General features: G+C 68.5%; 17 protein-coding genes, 1 other RNA gene and 1 pseudogene. 10 read left to right on the top strand and 9 right to left on the bottom strand.

Annotated features, from left to right (window positions below; all coding sequences use genetic code 11):
- Positions 1 to 339: pseudogene (locus QQK83_RS13415) on the bottom strand (hypothetical protein); the annotation flags it as partial.
- Positions 340 to 646: 307 nt separating this feature from the next.
- On the opposite strand from QQK83_RS13415, the gene QQK83_RS13410 reads away from it, so the two are divergent.
- Complete coding sequence (locus tag QQK83_RS13410) at positions 647 to 1,900, top strand: efflux RND transporter periplasmic adaptor subunit (protein WP_284265012.1); 1,254 nt, start codon at positions 647 to 649, stop codon at positions 1,898 to 1,900.
- Positions 1,897 to 5,805, top strand: a complete 3,909-nt coding sequence (locus tag QQK83_RS13405; RefSeq protein ID WP_284265011.1) for an efflux RND transporter permease subunit — start codon at positions 1,897 to 1,899, stop codon at positions 5,803 to 5,805. Before QQK83_RS13410 ends, QQK83_RS13405 begins: the two co-directional genes overlap by 4 nt.
- A 4-nt stretch (positions 5,806 to 5,809) precedes the next feature.
- Here QQK83_RS13405 and QQK83_RS13400 read toward each other — a convergent pair whose 3' ends face one another.
- From QQK83_RS13400 to QQK83_RS13375, 6 genes are all read right to left on the bottom strand, one after another.
- The gene (locus QQK83_RS13400) at positions 5,810 to 6,694 is read right to left on the bottom strand and encodes a patatin-like phospholipase family protein (protein ID WP_284265010.1); all 885 of its coding nucleotides are present in this window, start codon (positions 6,692 to 6,694) and stop codon (positions 5,810 to 5,812) included.
- Positions 6,695 to 6,782: 88 nt separating this feature from the next.
- Positions 6,783 to 7,775 carry an acryloyl-CoA reductase gene (gene acuI / locus QQK83_RS13395; protein ID WP_284265009.1) on the bottom strand — a complete coding sequence of 331 codons (993 nt, stop codon included), beginning with the start codon at positions 7,773 to 7,775 and terminating at the stop codon, positions 6,783 to 6,785.
- A 55-nt stretch (positions 7,776 to 7,830) separates the two neighbouring features.
- Positions 7,831 to 8,934 (bottom strand): dimethylsulfoniopropionate demethylase, encoded by a 1,104-nt coding sequence (locus QQK83_RS13390; RefSeq protein WP_284265008.1) that lies wholly within the window; start codon positions 8,932 to 8,934, stop codon positions 7,831 to 7,833.
- On the bottom strand, positions 8,925 to 9,413 hold the full coding sequence (locus QQK83_RS13385; RefSeq protein WP_284265007.1) for a DinB family protein: 489 nt from the start codon (positions 9,411 to 9,413) through the stop codon (positions 8,925 to 8,927). Before QQK83_RS13385 ends, QQK83_RS13390 begins: the two co-directional genes overlap by 10 nt.
- A gap of 32 nt (positions 9,414 to 9,445) precedes the next feature.
- Positions 9,446 to 10,138, bottom strand: a complete 693-nt coding sequence (locus QQK83_RS13380; protein WP_284265006.1) for a DUF1326 domain-containing protein — start codon at positions 10,136 to 10,138, stop codon at positions 9,446 to 9,448.
- A gap of 14 nt (positions 10,139 to 10,152) precedes the next feature.
- Positions 10,153 to 10,914, bottom strand: coding sequence for a DUF2182 domain-containing protein (locus QQK83_RS13375; RefSeq protein WP_284265005.1), 762 nt, complete (start codon positions 10,912 to 10,914; stop codon positions 10,153 to 10,155).
- Between the two features lie 69 nt (positions 10,915 to 10,983).
- Here QQK83_RS13375 and QQK83_RS13370 point away from each other — a divergent pair, with 69 nt between their 5' ends.
- Positions 10,984 to 11,724, top strand: coding sequence for a FadR/GntR family transcriptional regulator (locus QQK83_RS13370; protein WP_284265004.1), 741 nt, complete (start codon positions 10,984 to 10,986; stop codon positions 11,722 to 11,724).
- A 113-nt stretch (positions 11,725 to 11,837) separates the two neighbouring features.
- Positions 11,838 to 12,881, top strand: a complete 1,044-nt coding sequence (locus tag QQK83_RS13365; RefSeq protein ID WP_284265003.1) for a type 2 periplasmic-binding domain-containing protein — start codon at positions 11,838 to 11,840, stop codon at positions 12,879 to 12,881.
- A gap of 60 nt (positions 12,882 to 12,941) precedes the next feature.
- Here the strand turns inward: QQK83_RS13365 and QQK83_RS13360 are convergent, their stop codons facing one another.
- Together QQK83_RS13360 and QQK83_RS13355 are read right to left on the bottom strand one after the other, a co-directional pair.
- Positions 12,942 to 13,205, bottom strand: a complete 264-nt coding sequence (locus QQK83_RS13360; RefSeq protein WP_284265002.1) for a DUF6525 family protein — start codon at positions 13,203 to 13,205, stop codon at positions 12,942 to 12,944.
- The gene (locus QQK83_RS13355; RefSeq protein ID WP_284265001.1) at positions 13,202 to 14,398 is read right to left on the bottom strand and encodes a GTP-binding protein; all 1,197 of its coding nucleotides are present in this window, start codon (positions 14,396 to 14,398) and stop codon (positions 13,202 to 13,204) included. The genes QQK83_RS13360 and QQK83_RS13355 overlap by 4 nt, the downstream gene beginning before the upstream one ends.
- A gap of 79 nt (positions 14,399 to 14,477) precedes the next feature.
- On the opposite strand from QQK83_RS13355, the gene ssrA reads away from it, so the two are divergent.
- The 6 genes from ssrA (at position 14,478) to aroQ (ending at position 18,602) form a co-directional block, all read left to right on the top strand.
- Positions 14,478 to 14,832, top strand: a transfer-messenger RNA (tmRNA) gene (gene ssrA / locus QQK83_RS13350).
- 163 nt (positions 14,833 to 14,995) lie between these two features.
- On the top strand, positions 14,996 to 15,361 hold the full coding sequence (locus QQK83_RS13345; protein WP_284265000.1) for a DUF4345 family protein: 366 nt from the start codon (positions 14,996 to 14,998) through the stop codon (positions 15,359 to 15,361).
- A 103-nt stretch (positions 15,362 to 15,464) separates the two neighbouring features.
- Entirely contained in the window at positions 15,465 to 15,947 is a 483-nt protein-coding gene (locus QQK83_RS13340) for an SspB family protein (RefSeq protein WP_284264999.1), read from the top strand.
- Positions 15,948 to 16,032: 85 nt separating this feature from the next.
- Positions 16,033 to 16,596, top strand: coding sequence for a class I SAM-dependent methyltransferase (locus QQK83_RS13335; RefSeq protein WP_284264998.1), 564 nt, complete (start codon positions 16,033 to 16,035; stop codon positions 16,594 to 16,596).
- Positions 16,597 to 16,668: 72 nt separating this feature from the next.
- Positions 16,669 to 18,063, top strand: coding sequence for a class II fumarate hydratase (gene fumC / locus QQK83_RS13330; RefSeq protein ID WP_284264997.1), 1,395 nt, complete (start codon positions 16,669 to 16,671; stop codon positions 18,061 to 18,063).
- The gene (aroQ, locus tag QQK83_RS13325) at positions 18,060 to 18,602 is read left to right on the top strand and encodes a gamma subclass chorismate mutase AroQ (RefSeq protein WP_284264996.1); all 543 of its coding nucleotides are present in this window, start codon (positions 18,060 to 18,062) and stop codon (positions 18,600 to 18,602) included. The genes fumC and aroQ overlap by 4 nt, the downstream gene beginning before the upstream one ends.
- The last annotated feature ends 14 nt before the right edge of the window (positions 18,603 to 18,616 follow it).

The raw sequence follows: 18,616 nt of genomic DNA, 5'->3' as shown, positions 1-18,616 counted from the left end.
GGCCGCCTCGGCCTCGGCCCCGCCGCGCGCGACTTCGCCCGCAGCCAGAAGCGCCACGATCATCCGCGCCCGCGGGTCGGTGTCACCGGCCGCGATCTCATCGAGGCCCGCGACCCGCGCCTCGGGCTCGGCCCGGTCCAGCACGGACAGCAGGCCATCGCCGAAGGCTTGGGCGGTCGCCCGCTCCTGCGCGCGGGAATATTCCAGCCAGGCCGCGCCGCCCACAAGGCCCGCGACGATCAGAACGGCAAGCCACGCCCACCGGCGGAACATGGCGTAAAGCCGGTCGCGGCGGACCTCTTCGGTCACCTCGTTGATGAAACTGTCGGTATCGGACATCCCGCCCCGGCCCCAAAGGTTTTTTCGTCCGGGCCACATAGCCCGAGGGGGCGCGCCGCCGCAAGGCCCGACCCATGGCCCGATCCGGGCCGCGCGTCGCACCACCACGGTGATTGACGAGGAAAGCGGGGGCTTGACGTAAAAAATGAACCGATTAGTTCAGTCTTGCGCGGCGGCGCAGAAAAATCTAATCTGAACCGGTCGGTTCAGCGTAGAAGAGGCAAGATCCCTTCCGCCCCGGCGACGAGTTGACATGCCGGCGGCCGTTCACACGAGACAGACACGCCCCCGGAACCGAGGTTTCACGATGCGCCCATTTCCCTTGATCATTGCCGCGCTTGTTTGTGTCGCGCTCTATTTCGTGATCCTCGACCGCGAACGGCTGGTGGGGTTCGCCACCCGCTTCGCGCCCGAACCAACGGGGACGGTCGCCGAACCGCTGACCGAGGAGACCGCCGCGGCGGCCCCGGCCGAAAGCGCACCGGATGATGCGCGCGTGCATGTCGTGGCCCGCCGCTCCGAGGCGCAGGTGACGGAAAACGCCGTCCAGCTGCGCGGCCGGACCGAGGCGCTGCGCGAGGTGACGGCGGCGGCCGAGACCTCGGGGCGGATCATCTCGGACCCGATCCGCGCAGGCGCTTTCGTCGAGGAGGGGCAACTGCTGTGCGAGATCGACCCCGGAACCCGCCTGACCGCGCTGGAGGAGGCGGAGGCCGCGCTCGACAGCGCCCGCGCCCGCCTGCCCGAGGCCGAGGCGCAGCTTGCCGGCGCCCGCGCGCAGCTGACCGCCGCCGAGATCGACGCCAATGCCGCGAGCCGCCTGAGCGAAAGCGGTTTCGGCTCGGAGACGCGGGCCGCCAGCGCCGAAGCGACGCGCGAGGGCGCTCTGGCGCAGATCCAGTCGGGCGAGGCCGCACTGTCGCAGGCGCGCTCGGGCATCCGCTCGGCCGAGGCCGCGGTGACCCGCGCCGAGGAAGAGATCGCGCGCCTGACCATCACCGCGCCCTTCGCGGGCTACCTCGAGACCGACACCGCCGAGATCGGCACGCTGATGCAGCCGGGCGCGCCCTGCGCCACGGTGATCCAGCTCGACCCGATCAAGCTGGTGGGCTTCGTCCCCGAGGCGCAGGTCGACCGGGTGATGCTGGGCGCGGAGGCGGGCGCGCGGCTGTCCTCGGGGCGGCAGGTGCGGGGCGAGGTGAGTTTCGTCAGCCGTTCCGCCGACGAGGCGACGCGGACCTTCCGCGTCGAGATCACCGTGCCCAACCCCGACGTGACGATCCGCGACGGCCAGACCGCCGACATCCTGGTCCGGTCCGAGGGCATGCCCGCGCATCTGCTGCCGGCCTCGGCGATGACGCTGAACGATGACGGCACGCTGGGCGTGCGGATCGTGGACGAGGGCGTCGTGCGCTTTGTGCCCGTCCGCATGATCCGCGACACCACCACGGGCGTCTGGCTGACCGGCCTGCCCGAGGTGGCCGACGTGATCACGGTGGGCCAGGAATTCGTGACCGACGGCGTGCCCGTGCGCGTCACCTACCAGGAGTTGACGCAATGACCGGCATCATCGACTGGGCCGCCAGCCGCGCCCGCATGGTCGTGGCCTTCGTGGTGCTTTCGCTCGTCATCGGGGCCGCGGCCTATGTCGGCCTGCCGAAAGAGGGCGAGCCGGATATCGACATCCCGATCCTCGCCGTGACGGTGCCCTTCCCCGGTATTTCCGCCGAGGATGCCGAGCGCCTGCTGGTGCGCCCGATGGAGGCGGAGTTCCAGGATCTCGACGGGCTGACCACGATCACCTCGACCGCCAACGAAGGCTTTGCCGGGGTGTTCCTGGAATTCGAGTTCGGCTGGGACAAGAGCTCGACCATCGCCGATGTGCGCGACGCCATGGGCCGGGCCGAGACGCAGTTTCCCGACGGCGCCGACAGCTGGTCCATCGACGAGATCAACTTCTCCGAGTTCCCCATCCTGACCGTCTCGCTCTCGGGGAACGCGCCGGAACGCACGCTGATCCGCCTCGGCAACGAGATGCAGGACGCGCTCGAGGCGCTGCCCCCCGTGCTCGAGGCCGGTCTGACCGGCACCCGCGAGGAGATGATCGAGGTGATCATCGACCCGCTGGCGCTCGAGGCCTATGACGTGACCGCCGCCGACCTGATCAACGCGGTCGTCAACAACAACCAGTTGATCGCGGCCGGCGAGCTGACCTCCGAGACCGGCGCGATTTCCGTGACCATTCCCTCGAGCTTCGACAGCACGCAGGACATCTACAACCTCGCCATCACCGTGAACGGCGACCGCGTCGTCACGCTGGGCGAGCTGGCCGAGATCCGCCTGACCTACCAGGACCGGGAGGGGACCGCGCGCTTCAACGGCGAGCCGACAATTGCGCTGCAGGTCGTCAAGCGGCAGGGCTTCAACATCATCGAGACGGTCGAGCTGGTCCGCCAGACCATCGACGAGGTCCGCGCCACATGGCCCGAGGAGCTTCAGGCCTCGGTCGAGGTCGACACCTCGCTCGACGAGTCGGTGCAGGTCGCAGGCATGGTGCGGCAACTCGAGGGCTCGGTGCTGACCGCCATCGCGCTGGTGATGATCGTGGTTCTTGCCTCGCTCGGCACGCGCTCGGCGTTGCTGGTCGGCTTTGCGATCCCGACCTCCTTCCTGCTGTGCTTCATCCTTTTGGGCGTCATGGGCATCCCGGTGTCCAACATCGTGATGTTCGGCCTGATCCTTGCGGTGGGGATGCTGGTGGACGGCGCCATCGTGGTGGTGGAATACGCCGACAAGCGCCTGCAGGACGGCGCGCGGCCGATGCAGGCCTATACCGACGCGGCCAAGCGGATGTTCTGGCCCATCGTCTCGTCCACCGCGACGACGCTCTGCGCCTTTCTGCCGATGCTGTTCTGGCCCGGCGTGCCGGGCGAATTCATGGGCATGTTGCCGGTCACGCTGATCTTCGTTCTGTCGGCCTCGCTGATCGTGGCGCTGATCTACCTGCCGGTGCTGGGCGGGGTCGCCGCGCGCGGCTCGCGGCTGATCGAGACCGGGTCGGCGGCGCTGAAGGCGCTGCTGCCGTGGTATGCGCTGCGCGTGGCGCTTGCGGGCGCGGTAGGCTACGGCCTGTTCCTCGCCGCGATGCAGACGATCAACCCCGGCGTTCTGCTGCCCCCGCCGGGGCCCGAGGCCTCGGCCTTTTCGGCGATGCTGCCCGGCGCGCTCATGTTCGTGCTGCTCTCGATGCTGATGTCGATGGTGATGGGCTCGATCGCGCTGCCGCCGCGCCAGCAACCGGTGCAGGCGGGCTACAAGCGCACGCCCTTCGGCTGGTTCATCGCCATGATGACGGGCAACCCCGTCATGCCGCTGGTTGCCGTGGCCGCCGTCGGCGTCTTCGTGGTGACGGTGTTCAGCTATTTCGCCGAGAACAACAACGGCGTCGAATTCTTCGTCGAGACCGAACCCGAACGCGCCGTGGTCTACGTCCGCGCGCGCGGCAACCTGTCGATCGAGGAAAAGGACATCCTCGTCCGCCAGGTCGAGGAGGTGGTGCTGCGCACCGAGGGCGTGCGCGATGTCTTCGCCTTCGCGGGCGATGGCGGTCTCTCGGCGGGTCCGGGCGACACCGGGCCGGTGGACAGCGTGGGCCAGGTCCAGATCGATTTCCAACCCTGGGGCGAGCGCGAGGACGGCAACCTGATCCTCGACCGGCTGGCCGCCGAACTGGACCGGATCCCCGGCATCTACACCGAGATCTCGGAACAGGCGCAGGGCCCGGTGCAGGGCAAGCCGGTGACGCTGCGGCTGTCGGGCGACAATTGGGAAGAGTTGCAGCAGGCCGCGCAGACCGCGCGGGACTTCTACGAAACGCTCCCCGGCCTGATCCAGATCGACGACACCCTGCCCCTGCCCGGCGTGGATTGGGAAATCAACGTCGATACCGCCGCCGCCGGGCGTTACGGTGCCGATGTGGCGACCGTGGGCGCGATGGTGCAGCTTGTCACGCGGGGCATCCTGCTCGACACGATCCGGGTCGACTCCTCGGACGAGGAAATCGACATCCGCGTCCGCTTCCCCGAGGAGGCGCGGATGCTCTCGACGCTCGACACGCTCAGGGTCCGCACCCGTGACGGCCTGGTGCCGCTGGCCAATTTCGTCACCTATACCAGCGCGCCGCAGCTTGCGGGCATCACCCGCATCGACCAGAGCCGCATCTTCGATGTGCGCGCCGATGTCGAACCGGGCCTTGTCGCGCTGGCATGGGAGCAACCGATCCCCGAGGCCGAGCAGGTCGAGGGCGGGCCGACAAGCCTCCGCCGCGAGCTGGCGCTGGCCCGCGTCGTCCCGCAGGAGGCCGTGGACGCCGGGGCGGAGCCGGACCTGTCGATCCCGCAGACCCGCGGCTTCCCGGTCAGCCTGTTCCTTGCGCCGACGGTCGACCACTATGACATCGAGCTCTGGGAAGAGGCCCGCGGGCTTGACGATATCCGCGCCATCATCGACGACCCCGACCGCGATCTCGTGGTCGCGCCGGTGACCGCGAACGAGCGGATCGAGCGGATCAGCGACTGGCTCACGGCCGAGACCCCCCTGCCCGCCTCGGTGTCCTGGGAATGGGCCGGCGACCAGGAGGAGCAGGCGGAAAGCCAGGCCTTCCTGACCTCGGCCTTCGGGGCGGCGCTGGGGCTGATGTTCATCATCCTGCTCGCGCAGTTCAATTCCTTCTACAACGCCGTGCTGGTGCTGCTGGCCGTGGTGCTGTCCACAACGGGCGTGCTGATCGGGATGCTGGTGATGGACCAGACCTTCTCGATCATCATGACGGGCACCGGCATCGTCGCGCTGGCGGGGATCGTGGTGAACAACAACATCGTCCTGATCGACACCTACCAGGAATACGCGCGCTACATGCCGCGGCTCGAGGCCATCGTGCGGACCGCCGAAACGCGCATCCGCCCGGTTCTGCTGACCACGATCACCACCATGGCGGGCCTTGCGCCGATGATGTACGGCATCTCGCTCGACTTCGGGGCGGGCGGCTACACCGTCGACAGCCCCACCGCGCTGTGGTGGAAACAGCTGGCGACCGCGGTGGTCTTCGGCCTTGGCATCGCCACGGTGCTGACGCTGATCTTCACGCCGTCGCTTCTGGCGCTGCGGGTGTGGTTCTGGACCATCCTCGGCTGGACCGCGCGCGGCATCGGTCGGCTGGGTGCCAAGCGGATGAGCGCACGGGCACAGGACTGGGCGCTGCAACGGCAAGCGCGGCGGGCGCAGAACCCGACGATCTTCTGGGACGAACAGCCCGAGCCGGTCGCCGTGGCGGAAGAGCTGCGCCCCGACGAGGAGATCGCGCTTGGCGAAAAGCTCGCCGATGGCCCGCCGCCCGAGGGGGCGGAAGAGCTGGCCGAGCCGGAACGGCTCGACCCCGACGCCCCGCCGCTGCGCGCAGCGGAGTAACGGCTCAGGCGGCGCTCAACGCCGCCTCGATCCGCGGGCGCGCCTCCTCGGCGGCGGCGCGGCCCGCGGCGATGGCCGTTTCGGCCTCGAAGAAGGACAGCGTCGTCAGGTCCGACAGGTCCACCTCGATGGTCACGTCGGCGGGATCGGCGGCGGCGCGGGTGCGGCGCAGGTATTCCATCATGATGTCGATCGAGGCCGCGACCACGTCGGCGCCTTGCGGTTTCGGCTCCTCGTCGGGTGCGGGATCGGGGCGCAGCGCCTCGGGCAGGGTCGCCGCCATGCGGTCCCACAGCCCCCTGCCCGCGGGTTCGGGCACCCAGACCCGCCCCGAGGGTTTCGCGTTGGGGTTCACCGCGATGATCACGTCCGCCCCCTTGGCGCGCGCGACCGAGACCGGAACCGGGTTGGTCAGCCCGCCATCCACCAGCCAGCGCCCGCCGATCTGCTGCGGCGCGAACAGCCCCGGCATCGAGACCGAGGCCCGCACCGCGGGCAGAAGCGGCCCCTCGTCAAGCCAGACCTCGCGGCCGTTCTCGAGATTGGTCGCCACGCAGGCGAAGGGAACGCCCAGCTCGTCGATGGCGCAGTCGAGCCCCCATTGCCCGAGGACCGAGGCGATCTCCTGCCCCGCCACCAGCCCGCCACCGGCGAAGCGCAGGTCGAGCAGCCCGAGGAACCTGGCCTGCGTCAGGGAGCGCGCCCACTCCTCCAGCTCGGAGCGCACGCCGCCCGCGGCGGCCGCCCCGACCAGCGCGCCCATCGAACAGCCCGCGATCACGCCGGGCGACACGCCCATCTCGTCGAGCACCGAGAGCACGCCCAGATGCGCCCAACCCCGCGCCCCGCCCGAGCCGAGCGCCAGCCCCACGGTCTTGTCACGCGCCATCGCCGCCCCCGTCTCCGTCCCTGTCATCGTGTCACGGGACACCCCGGACGGGGGCAGCCTGCCCGATCCGGCGCGGCGGGTGAAGGGGTCAGGCCCGGACGTCGACCACGACACGACCCCGCACGCCGCCCTTGAGGATCGACGCGCCCAGCTCGGGCAGGTCGGCCAGCGTGGCGGGCTGGATCATCGCCTCGAGCCGGTCCATCGGCAAGTCGCGGGCGATCCGCTCCCAGGCGCGGAGGCGGTTGTCGTAGGGCTGCATCACGCTGTCGATGCCCAGCAGGTTCACGCCGCGCAGAAGGAAGGGAATGACCGTCGCGGGCAGGCCCGCGCCCCCGGCAAGACCCACCGCGGCGACCGAGGCGCCGTATCTCATCTGCCCCAGCACCCGCGCCAGCATCGCGCCGCCCACGGCATCGACGCAGCCCGCCCAGGTCTCGGCCTCGAGCGGGCGCTTGACGGTCTCGGCCAGCTCCTCGCGCGGAACGATCCGCTTGGCTCCCAGGCTTTTCAGGTAGTCCTCCTGCTCGGGCCGACCGGTCACGGCCGCAACCTCGTGGCCGAGGTTTGCCAGGATCGCCGTGGCGACCGAGCCGACGCCGCCCGCGGCCCCGGTGACAAGCACCTCGCTCGCGCCGGGCGCGAGCCCGTGATACTCCAGTGCCATTACGGCGAGCATCGCGGTGAAGCCCGCGGTGCCCACCGCCATGGCCTGCCGCGTCGTCAGCCCCCCGGGCAGCGGCACCAGCCAGTCGGCCTTGACGCGGGCCTTCTCGGCGTAACCGCCCCAGTGCACCTCGCCCACGCGCCAGCCGGTCAGCACGACCTTGTCGCCGGGCTTGTAGCGCGGATCATCCGAGGCCTCGACCGTGCCGGCAAAGTCGATGCCGGGCACATGCGGGTAGGTTCGGACCAAACCGCCGCCCGGCCCGATGCAAAGCCCGTCCTTGTAGTTCACCGTGGAATACTCGACCGCGACGGTCACCTCGCCCGCGGGCAGGCGGTCATCCTCCAGCACCATGACCGAGGCCGAGGTCGGCCCCTGGTCTTCCTTTTCCACCACCAGTGCGCGGAATGTCATCTTGGTCCCTCCATCTTCATGCGATGCGTGAAGAACGCGCCGCAATTTCCTGTTTTCAAATCCAGAACGTCTCTCGTACGCGTGCCGGAAACGCGCCGTCCTGGGTTTCGACGATCAGTTCGGTGCCCGCGTCCCAATGGGTCATGCGGACCATGCCGATCCCCACGCCGCAGCCGAAGTCGGGCGATTGCGCGGCCGAGGTCACCTGCCCCACCTGTTTCACCCCGGCGAGCAGACGCCACGGACGGTCGCAGCGCGGAAGGGCGGTCGAGCCGATCTCGATCGCGCGGACCTGTTTGACCGGTCCTTCCTTGGCCACCCGCAGCAGGGCATCGCGCCCGATGCACCCGATCGCCGTGGCGGTGTTGCAGAAGCGGCCCAGCCCGGCCTCGTGCGGGGTGTTGTCGCGCGTCATGTCGTTGCCGTAGCTCAGAAGCCCGCCCTCGACCCGCTCGATCCCGTTGGGGCAACCCGCCCGCACGTCCAGATCGCGCCCCGCCTCCATCAGCGCTGTCCACAGCGGCATGCCGATGTCGGCACCCTCGACATAGATCTCGAAGCCGCCCTGCTTGGAATAACCCGAGCGTGCGACGACCATCGAGCGCCCCTGGAAATCGAAGAAGCCGAAGCGGAAGAATCGCAGGTCGCGCACCCCGTCGCCGAAGACGCGGGCCATCAGCTCGTCGGATTTCGGCCCCTGCACCGCCAGCGGCGAGACATCGGGCTCGTCGATCAGCACGTCGAGCCGGTAGCCATGGGCGATCCCCTTGACCCAGAACAGCAAATCGCTGTCGGCGATGGAGATCCACCAGCGATCCTCGGCCAGTTTCACGGCCACCGGATCGTTCAACATCCCCCCCGTCTCGTCCACCATCGGCACGTAGTAGCATTGCCCCGGCAACATCCCCCGCAGGTCGCGGGGCGTAAGCATCTGGACCAGCTTGCCGGCATCGGGGCCGCGCACCTCGACCTGCCGCTCGCAGGCGACATCCCAGACCTGCACGGCGGATTTGAGATGCCGGTAATCCTCCTCGACCGAGGCGAAGACGGTCGGCAGAAGCATGTGGTTGTAGACCGTGTAGGCCGAGACGCCCGCGGCCTCGACCCCCTCGGAAAACGGTGTGCGGCGCAAGCGGCGGGAGGGGGAGATCAGCGCCATTCGGGAACCTCGTCCGGCATGAAGGGAAGATCGGTGTCGTCGGGCCGTGCCCCCGCGGCGGTCAGCATGGCGTGAACCTGCCCGCGGTGGTGGGCCTGGTGGTTGAAGAGGTGCATCACGCACAGCCCGTAGGGCTTGGACATCTCGCGCGCCTGCGCGAAGGAATACCAGTGCAGATCGCCCGCCAGCTCCTCCTCGGTCACCATCCAGGACCAGCCCGCGATGCGCGCGTCGAGCCTGGGCCGCTCGGCCCAGAGAGTCGCCCAGTCATAGCGGCCGGGCGAGACGGCGATGCTGCCGCCCGGTCCCTCGCCCCCGTCGAAGCGCGCCATCCACATCAGGTCGCCCCACATCAGGTGGCTGAGGGTCGCCCGGATCGAGCCGAAGAAGGCGCCCCGATCCTCCTCGCGCGCCGCTTCGGACAGGCTTGCGGCCGCGTGGAATAGCGACTGGTTCTGCCACGCATTGTAGCGCGCCATGGTTTGACAATAGGCAGGCGTGATCACGCGCCTTACCCCTTGCCCGGCCCGGACCAGTCGATCTGGCAGATCTCGGCCGAGCGCCCGCCGAAATCCCAGACCCGCCCATAGGCGCGCACGCGGCCCTTGCTGGCCGTGGCGACGGTGATGTCCGGCCCCATCCAGTATTTCGTGTTGCGGATCACGATATCCTCACCGGGGTCCTTGCCGCCCACGGGGAAGACCACGCCTTCGATCTTGCGGCCCACGGTGATGTGGCGCGTCTTGCCGTCGGTCTCGTAGCTGACCGGCTGGCGCTCCACCCCGATCACCTCACCCACAAGCACCTGGAACAGGCCCGTCGTGCCCTTGGCCTTGCCCGAGAAGATGTCGACCAGCGCGTTATAGGCCGCGTCGCTGGCGCGCTCGTCGATGAAAAGCGCGACCTTCCAGTTGCCGCGGCTCATCATGCCGGGGATCTCGATCAAGAGGCCGATGTTCAGCCCCGACAGGTCCACGTCGCCGTAATGGCCCTCGTCGATGCGCACGCCGCCCCAGGTCTGGCAATGCCCCTCGGTCGGCGGGTGCAGGCCCAGCGAGACGACGCAGGGGCAGAAGACGGTGCAGTTGCAGTTCAGGATCAGCTCGCCCTTGATCGCCCAAGGCACGCTGCCATGCCCCGAGCGCGGCGCATCCGCCGCCCGGTTGTCGATGCGCGAGGGGGTCGCAATGCGGTCGCTTGCCATGTGTCTCTCCCGTTTCAGAATGCGGTCCACAGGGTGACGGCGCTTGCTGCCAGCAGCGCCACACCCAGCGGACGGGTCAGCCAACGCCCGATCTCGGGCAGTTTCTCGAGCGCCATCAGGATCGTGGCGATCCCCATGAACACCAGGTTCATCGTGCCCCCGACAAAGGCGAGCAGCATCAAGGCCCAGCAGCAGCCGAGGCAGACCGCGCCAAGGCGCAGACCGTTGCGCCACGGGCCTTCGTCGAAATGCTGGAGGAAGAACATCATCGGCGCGCGGCATTTCGACAGGCAGGCCTCCTTGAGGGGGGTGAACTGCCATGCGCCCGCCAACGCCAGAAGTGCCGCCGAAAGGACCGCCGACAGGCTGGTGCCGAACGGGTCCAGAAGCCCCGCCTGGAACAGCGTCAGTTGCGCGGCGGCGGCGAAGGTCGAGAAGCCGACCCAGATGGCGAGGTATCCGGCGACCAGCCCGGCAATCCGCGTCTCCGCCCCTGCCTGCCCCAGATCTTCATAGGTGGCGAGCGCGGGCAGCGCGGTGGGGGCCATCATCGCCGCCGACATGATCGCCCACATGGCCAGCAGGCCGAAATAGCCCGCGGCGTCCGGCGTCGCCACGCAGAGCGCGGCAAGAAACTCGATCCCGTAAAGCGAGGAGGCCGCGCGCAGATCGGCGGGCACCGCCATCGCGTAAAGCAGGCCCCAAGCGCCCAGGATCAGGCCGTAAAGACCCAGCCAATGGGGCGCGCCCATGGCGCGGATGCGGGCTGCGATCATGGCGTGCCGCCCTCCCCGACGACTCGTTTTGCTGGACAATGAAATGTCAGACTTTTAAATGCCTGACAAATGAAAATCGACCCGAACAACCCCGCCGACCTTTCTGCCCAGATCGCCGCCGCGATCCGGGATGCGATCGTGTCGGGCAAGCTGATCGTGGGCGACCGCCTGCCGTCCGAGGCCGAGCTTTCCGAGCAGTTCGAGGTGTCGCGCCCCACGGTGCGCGAGGCGCTGAAGCGGCTGGCCGCGCAATCGCTGATCCGCACGCAGCGCGGGGCGTTCGGCGGGGCTTTCGTCAACCGGCTGAGCTATGCCGATGCCCATGCCCAGCAGATCACCACCTCGACCCTGCTTCTGGGGATGAACGACGTCAGCTTCGACACCGCCTGCGAGGCGCGCTTCGCCATGGAACGGGCCTGTGCACGGCTGGCCGCCGAACGGCGCGCGCCAGATCACCTGGCCACCATGCGGGCCGAGATCACGCGGCAGGGCCAGCCCGGCCTGAGCGACGAGGCGTTCTGCGCCTCGGATGTCGCCTTTCACCGCGCGCTGGTGGATGCGGCGGGCAACCCGGTCCTGTCCTACCAGCTGGCCGGTGCGGTCGAAGCGATGCAGCCGCTGATGAACATGATCACCTTCACCGCCCGCTCGCGCGAGGCGATCATCGCCCTGCACGCCCGCATCGCCGACGCGGCCGAGGCCCGAGACGGCGCGGACATCGAGGCCGCCCTGCAGGAGCTGGAGGGCTACACGCGCGAGCTGGCGCGCTCGGTCTTCGCCGCGCGGCGCACGGAGCGCGGGGTCGAGTAGCCGCACGTGGCGGCACGCCTTGCGGACACATGCAGACCCTTGCAGGCAGGGGCCATGGGCCCTACCTTCGTTGGCGGTTTCACCGCCCACTCATCAACAGGGAAAACAGCATCATGACCCATCGCCCGGCCCTCGGCACCGCCCTGGCCCTCGCGCTGACCGTTCCGTCCTACGCCATGGCGCAGGATCTTCTGGTGTTCGACTATTCCGGGTTCGAGAACCCCGAGTTCCACCAGCCCTTCATCGACCAGCACGGCGCATCTCCCGAATTCGTCTTCTTCGGCGACGAGGACGAGGCGTTCCAGCGCCTGCTGGCCGGGTTCCGCTCGGACGTGACGCATATCTGCGCAGGCTCGGTGCCGCGCTGGCAGGAATCGGGCATCATCGAGCCCTGGGACCGCTCGCGCATCGCGGCCTACGAGACGCTGAACGCCGATCTCGTGGGCGAGGATGTTCTGGCCGGTTCGGCCGAGCTGTTCTTCCTGCCGACGGATTACGGCTCGACCGCCGTGGCCTACAACGCCGACGAGGTCCCGGCCGAGGATGTCGCCAGCCTCGAGATCTTCAACAATCCCGCCTATGCCGGCCGGTTGTCGATCCCCGACAACGTCGATGACGCCTATGCGCTGGCCTATCTCGCCACCGGCGTGACCAACTGGGCGAACGCGACCGACGCGCAGTTCGAAGCGGCGACCGCATGGCTGCGCGGCATTCACGAGAACCTGCTGAACTACTGGGTCGACCCCGCGGAAATCCAGCAGCTGATGGCCTCGGGGCAGGTTCTGGCGGCATGGGTCTGGAACGAGGTTCCGGTCGCGCTGGCCGACGAGGGCTTCCCGGTGGGCTTCCAGCGCAACACGACCGAGGGCTCGAGCGTCTGGCTTTGCGGTTACGTCAACATGGCCGAAGGCGAAGGTTCGGAAGACCAGGCCTATGACTTCGTGAACGCGATGCATGCCGACGTGTCGGCCGGCCCGCTTCTGGTGAACGGTTTCGGTTCGGCCAATGACGCGGCGCTTCAGGCGCTCGGCGCCGAGGCGATGGAGGCCGCGGGCCTTGGCGAAGTGACCGTTCCGGTCCTTGCACAGCTGCCGATCTCGAACGAGCAGCGCGAGCGTCAGGCCGAAGCCTTCGAGCGGATCAAGGCCGGGTTCTGATCCACCGTCACCCATGAAGACAGGACGGGCGCCCCAAGCGGGCGCCCGTTTTGCGTCGGATCAGGGCCTGTCCCCGCGCATCCGGTCCCGCGCCAGCAGCGCAGCCTCGGCCCGGTCCAGCCGCGCGCGGGCGCGTGCCGGGCACCCCTCCTCCGACAAGGCCTTGCGCCACAGGCGCAAGCAGGACTTGGGCGACCAGGGCAGCGCCGCCTCGGCCATCCAGGCGCGCAGCTCGGGCGGGAGGCGGTCATAGACGCGCATCGGGTCCAGCTCGCGCCGCCGCGGCCGAAGCGAGGTCGCCCCGAGATTGCCGCGCCGCGTCACGCCGCATCCTCCTGCCTGCGCCAGCGGGGGAACGGGTCGGGCAGGTCGCGGCCGTCGGCCCCCTCGGCCAGCAGGCAGGCATCGAGCCGCGCCTTCAGCACCGGCCAATCGATCCCCGACCCGATGAAAACCAGCTCCTGCCGCCGGTCGCCCCATGGCTCGATCCAGTGTTGCGCGATGTAATCCTGCGCAGGTTTGTGCGCAGGCCACCGCTCGCGAGGCACCGCGGCCCACCATGTGCCAAGCGGCGTCACGCCCGACAGCGCGCCAGCCAGCGAGAACTCCGCCACCCAGTCGGGGCGCGTGGCGATCCAGAAATGCCCCTTGGCGCGGATCACCCCCGGCAGATCACCGTCCAGCAGGGCCAGAATCGCCTCGGGCACGAAGGGGCGGCGGGCGCGGTAGACATGGGAGGTGACGCCGTATTCCTCGGTTTCGGGCACGTGGTCGCGGAAGCCGTAAAGCTCCTTGGCCCACATCGGATGCTCATGGGCGCGGTCGATGTCGAACAGCCCCGTCTCCAGCACATCGCCAAGCGCCACGTCCGAGAAATCGGTCTCGAGCAGGCGCGCATCGGCATTGAGACTGCGGATGATCTTGCGCGCGGCATCGGCGCGCTCCGGCCCGGCCTCGGTCACCTTGTTGAGGATCACGACATCCGCGAACTCGATCTGGTCGGTCAGCAGGTGAACGAGGCGACGCTCGTCCCCCTCGCCCATGCTCTCGCCACGGTCGGCCAGCACGTCATGGCTGGCGAAATCGCGCAGCAGGTTCACCGCATCGACGACCGTCACCATGGTGTCGAGCCGCGCGACATCGGACAGGCTTTCGCCCTCCTCGTCGCGGAAGTCGAAGGTGGTGGCCACCGGCAGGGGTTCGGAGATGCCTGTCGATTCGATCACCAGCGCGTCGAAGCGCCCCGCTTCGGCCAGCTTGCGCACCTCGACCAGCAGGTCGTCGCGCAAGGTGCAGCAGATGCAGCCGTTCGACATCTCGACCAGCGTCTCGTCGGTGCGGCTGAGCCCGCCTTCGGCGCGCACGAGATCCGCGTCGATGTTCACCTCGGACATGTCGTTGACGATGACGGCGATACGGCGGCCGTCGCCGTTCTGCAGGATGCGGTTCAGAAGCGTGGTCTTGCCCGCGCCAAGGAAGCCGGACAGGACAGTGACAGGAAGACGGGGGTCGGACATGGTGCACCTTTGATGTAATGTTATTACATACATTACACGGGCAACCCACCACCCCTCAAGCCCCCCGAGCCCCCCGAGCCTCCTTGAAATCCCGCGGGCGGCTGCGTATGTTCAGCATGTTCCGGCAACGGGACTATGGACATAAACGCGCTCGGAATAAGCGGCTCGGACCCGGGGGCGGTACCCGGCGGCTCCACCAAATCTCCGTCATTTGCGGATCATGGGGCCGAAACAGGATCGACGAACGTCTAAAGGGGTTGGCTTTGTCCCGGTGAGGTACCACCGTTATCGGTCCGAAACGTACAGTTGCAAATGACAACCGTGCTCCGGCAATGGCTCTGGCAGCGTAAGCTGCTCGAGTCGCCGAAACTAAGCCCTTGCGCCTAGCAGCGTAAGGCGGGGTCCGCAGGCACCTGGCAACAGAAGCCTGCACTTTCCCCACATCCTGATCGCGGTCCCGCCTGCAACGGGCCACGCGCGCCCGCTCACGTCGGCGTGATCTTTTTTCAGATGCAAGTGATCCAACAGGCCCGCCCCTGCGTTTAACCTGAAAGACGGCGCGCCGGGGTGCGCCGATGTGGATGTGAAAGGACGGCCATGACCGCCATCGACTATGTGAATTACGCGGTTGCGGGGCTGACGATCCTCCTCGGGCTGATGGGCTGGCTTGCGCCGCGCTGGACCATGGAACAGCTCGACATGCAGGCCGGGCCGACCAACATGGCCTATACCGAGGTCTCGGCCGCCTCGGGCTGCCTTTTCGTGGGGCTCGGGCTTGGCGCGATGATGCTCGACCAGCCGCTCGCCTGGGTCGTGGTCGGCCTTGCCTATGCAGGCGCGGCAACGGGACGCGTCACCTCGATCTTCCGTGACAATGCCGCAAGCCGGCAAAGCTGGACCTTCTTCGGTTGCGAGGCCGGGCTGGCGGCGTGGCTGATCCTTGCCAATTTCGGGGGCGTCTGAGCCCCGGTCACGGCGGCGGCGGGCAGCGGAACGGGCCGCCTTTCAAATCGGAACGAATCTTCTATGGTGAGCGCATCACTCCCCCAAGGGATGCTCTGCCATCATGTCCGACCGCACCGCCTCCATCGCCTATGGCCGCCTGATGCATCGCGCGATGCGCAGCCTGATCCAGCAGGTTCTGGAGGATGTGGCGCGCGACGGTCTGCCGGGGGATCACCATTTCTTCATCACCTTCGACACCACCGCGCCGGGGGTGGATATCGCCGACTGGCTGCGAGACCGCTACCCCGAGGAGATGACCATCGTCATCCAGCATTGGTATGACGGGCTGGCGGTGGATGATGACGGCTTCTCCATCGTGCTGAATTTCGGCGACAATCCCGAGCCGCTGCGCATCCCCTTCGACGCGATCCGCACCTTCGTCGATCCTTCGGTCGAATTCGGGCTGCGGTTCGAAAGCACCGAGGCCCCCGAGGTCGAAGGCGACGATCCCGCGCCCACCGATGGCGGCGACAGGCCCGCGCCGCGCCCTGCGCCGCAGGATGCCGAGGTCGTGAGCCTCGACACGTTCAGAAAGAACCACTGACAGAAAGACCACTGACCCACTGGACCTGTCACGAAACCCGGTTACAACCCGGCTGACAGGCACGCGTTCAGGTGGGGTGGTCCGAATGGCCGGCAGCGATTTCGCCCTTTTCATGGGGCAGCTTCTGCGGCGCCCGCACCAGGTGGTGGCGCTTGCCCCCTCCTCGCGGTTTCTCTGCGCCGAGATGGTGGCCGGGATCGACCCGGCGAAGGGCCCGGTGATCGAGCTGGGCGCGGGCACGGGCAATATCACGCAAGCCATCCTCGACCGGGGCGTAGCCCCCGAGAACCTCCATTCCATCGAGATGAACCCCGAGTTCTGCGACCGCCTGCGCGCGCGGTTTCCGGGGCTGAACGTCCACCAGATGAGCGCGGGCGATGTCGGCGACCTGCCCGTCGAGAACGCGCAGGCCGTCGTCTCGGGTCTGCCGCTCCTGTCGATGCCGCTGCCGCTGCAGCGCGACATCCTGACCGGCACCTTCCGGCGCGTCGCGCCCGGCGGACCCTATGTCCAGTTCACCTACGGCCCGAAGCCGCCCGTCGCCCGCGCCCTGCGCGAGGACCTGGGCCTGCACTGGCGCGTCAGCCGCAAGATCTGGTGGAACATGCCGCCCGCCCGCGTGTATCGTTTCACGCAAAACCCCGCCTGAGACATCCCCGCGCCTTGCCGCGCAGGGCCGCCGCCGCTAAACGGCATGCAACGGCATACCGGAGTGATCAAGATGACCGCGACACGCACAGAATCCGACAGTTTCGGCCCCCTCGAGGTGCCCGCCGACCGCTACTGGGGCGCGCAGACCCAGCGGTCCATCATGAATTTCCCGATCGGCTGGGAAAAGCAGCCCGTGGCCATCGTGCGCGCGCTCGGCGTCATCAAGCGCGCCTGCGCCGAGGCGAACAAGGCCAGCGGCAAGCTGGACGCGACGCTCGCCGACGCGATGATCGCCGCCGCCCAGGAGGTGATCGACGGCCAGCTCGACGATCATTTCCCGCTGGTGGTGTGGCAGACCGGCTCGGGCACGCAGTCGAACATGAACGCGAACGAGGTCATCTCGAACCGCGCCATCGAGATGCTGGGCGGCGAGATCGGCTCGAAAAAGCCGGTTCATCCGAACGACCATTGCAACATGGGCCAGTCCTCGAACGACACTTTCCCGACGGCTATGCACATCGCCGCCGCCGTGACGGCGCACGAGGTGCTGATCCCCGGCCTCGAGACCCTGGCCGAGGCGCTGGAGGCCAAGTCCGAGGAATTCAAGGACATCATCAAGATCGGCCGCACCCACACGCAGGATGCGACGCCGCTCACGCTGGGGCAGGAGTTCTCGGGCTACGCGATGCAGGTCAGGAACGGCATCGCGCGGATCAAGATGGCGCTGCCGGGCATCTACGAGCTGGCCCAGGGCGGCACCGCGGTGGGCACGGGGCTGAACACCGACAAGGGCTGGGACACCACCGTCGCGGCCAATATCGCCGCGATCACCGGCCTGCCCTTCGTCACCGCCCCCAACAAGTTCGAGGCGCTGGCCGCCCATGACGCGATGGTTTTCATGTCGGGCGCGATCAAGACGGCCGCGATGGCCTGCTACAAGATCGCCAACGACATGCGCTTCCTCGGCTCCGGCCCCCGCTCGGGCCTGGGCGAGCTGATCCTGCCCGAGAACGAGCCGGGCAGCTCGATCATGCCGGGCAAGGTGAACCCGACGCAGGCCGAGGCGATGACGCAGGTCTGCGCCCATATCCTCGGCAATGACGCGGCGATCGCCTTTGCCGGAAGCCAGGGCCATTTCGAGCTGAACGTCTACAACCCGATGATGGCCTACAACCTGCTGCAGTCGATGACGCTGCTGGGCAATGCCGCCGACAGCTTCACCGAGCGGATGCTCAAGGGCACGCAGGCCAATGTCGAGCGGATTGACCGGCTGATGAAGGAAAGCCTGATGCTGGTGACCGCGCTGGCGCCCACCATCGGCTATGACAACGCGACGACGGTCGCCAAGACCGCCCACAAGAACGGCACGACGCTCAAGGAAGAGGCGATCCGGCTGGGCTTCGTGGACGAAGCGACCTTCGACCGTGTCGTGCGCCCCGAAGACATGATCGGACCAAAGGGGTGAGGGGCCTGCGCGCGCCTGTCCTGTCGCTGGGTCTCGCGCTCGCCCTTGGCGGGCCGATGCCGGGCGGGATGGCGCGCGCCGAGGCGGCGGGCGATGCCGCCACCCTGCCGGGCCTGGTCACCGAGCGGCTGTCGCTGATGGTCGATGTCGCGGCTTGGAAATTCCTGCGCGGGCTTCCCGTCGAGGACCTCCCCCGCGAGGCGGCGGTGCTCGAGGCCATGGCGACGCGGGCCGGCGAGCTCGGGCTTGCCCCCGCGCCGCTCGTGGCCTTCTCGGCGGCGCAGATCGAGGCGGCCAAGGCGATCCAGTCGTGCTGGATCGACCGCTGGACCGGTGGCGCGGCACCGGCTCCGACGGACGCGCCCGACCTTGCCGCCGTGATCCGCCCCGAGATCCTGCGCCTCGACGCGGCCCTCGTCGGGCTGGTCGCCGCGGGCGCGGCATCGGCCGAGATGACACCCCCCGCGATCGACTGCCTGTCGCCCGAGGTGGCGGTGGCGCTGGCCGAGGCCGTCACCGGCCTTGCGGCCCCCGACTGACGAAAGGACCGGCC

The sequence above is a fragment of the Roseicyclus amphidinii genome, assembly GCF_030163755.1.
GTDB lineage: Bacteria > Pseudomonadota > Alphaproteobacteria > Rhodobacterales > Rhodobacteraceae > Roseicyclus > Roseicyclus amphidinii.
Note: the sequence above shows the minus strand (reverse complement) of the source record. Positions and strands in the feature narration are given on the sequence as shown.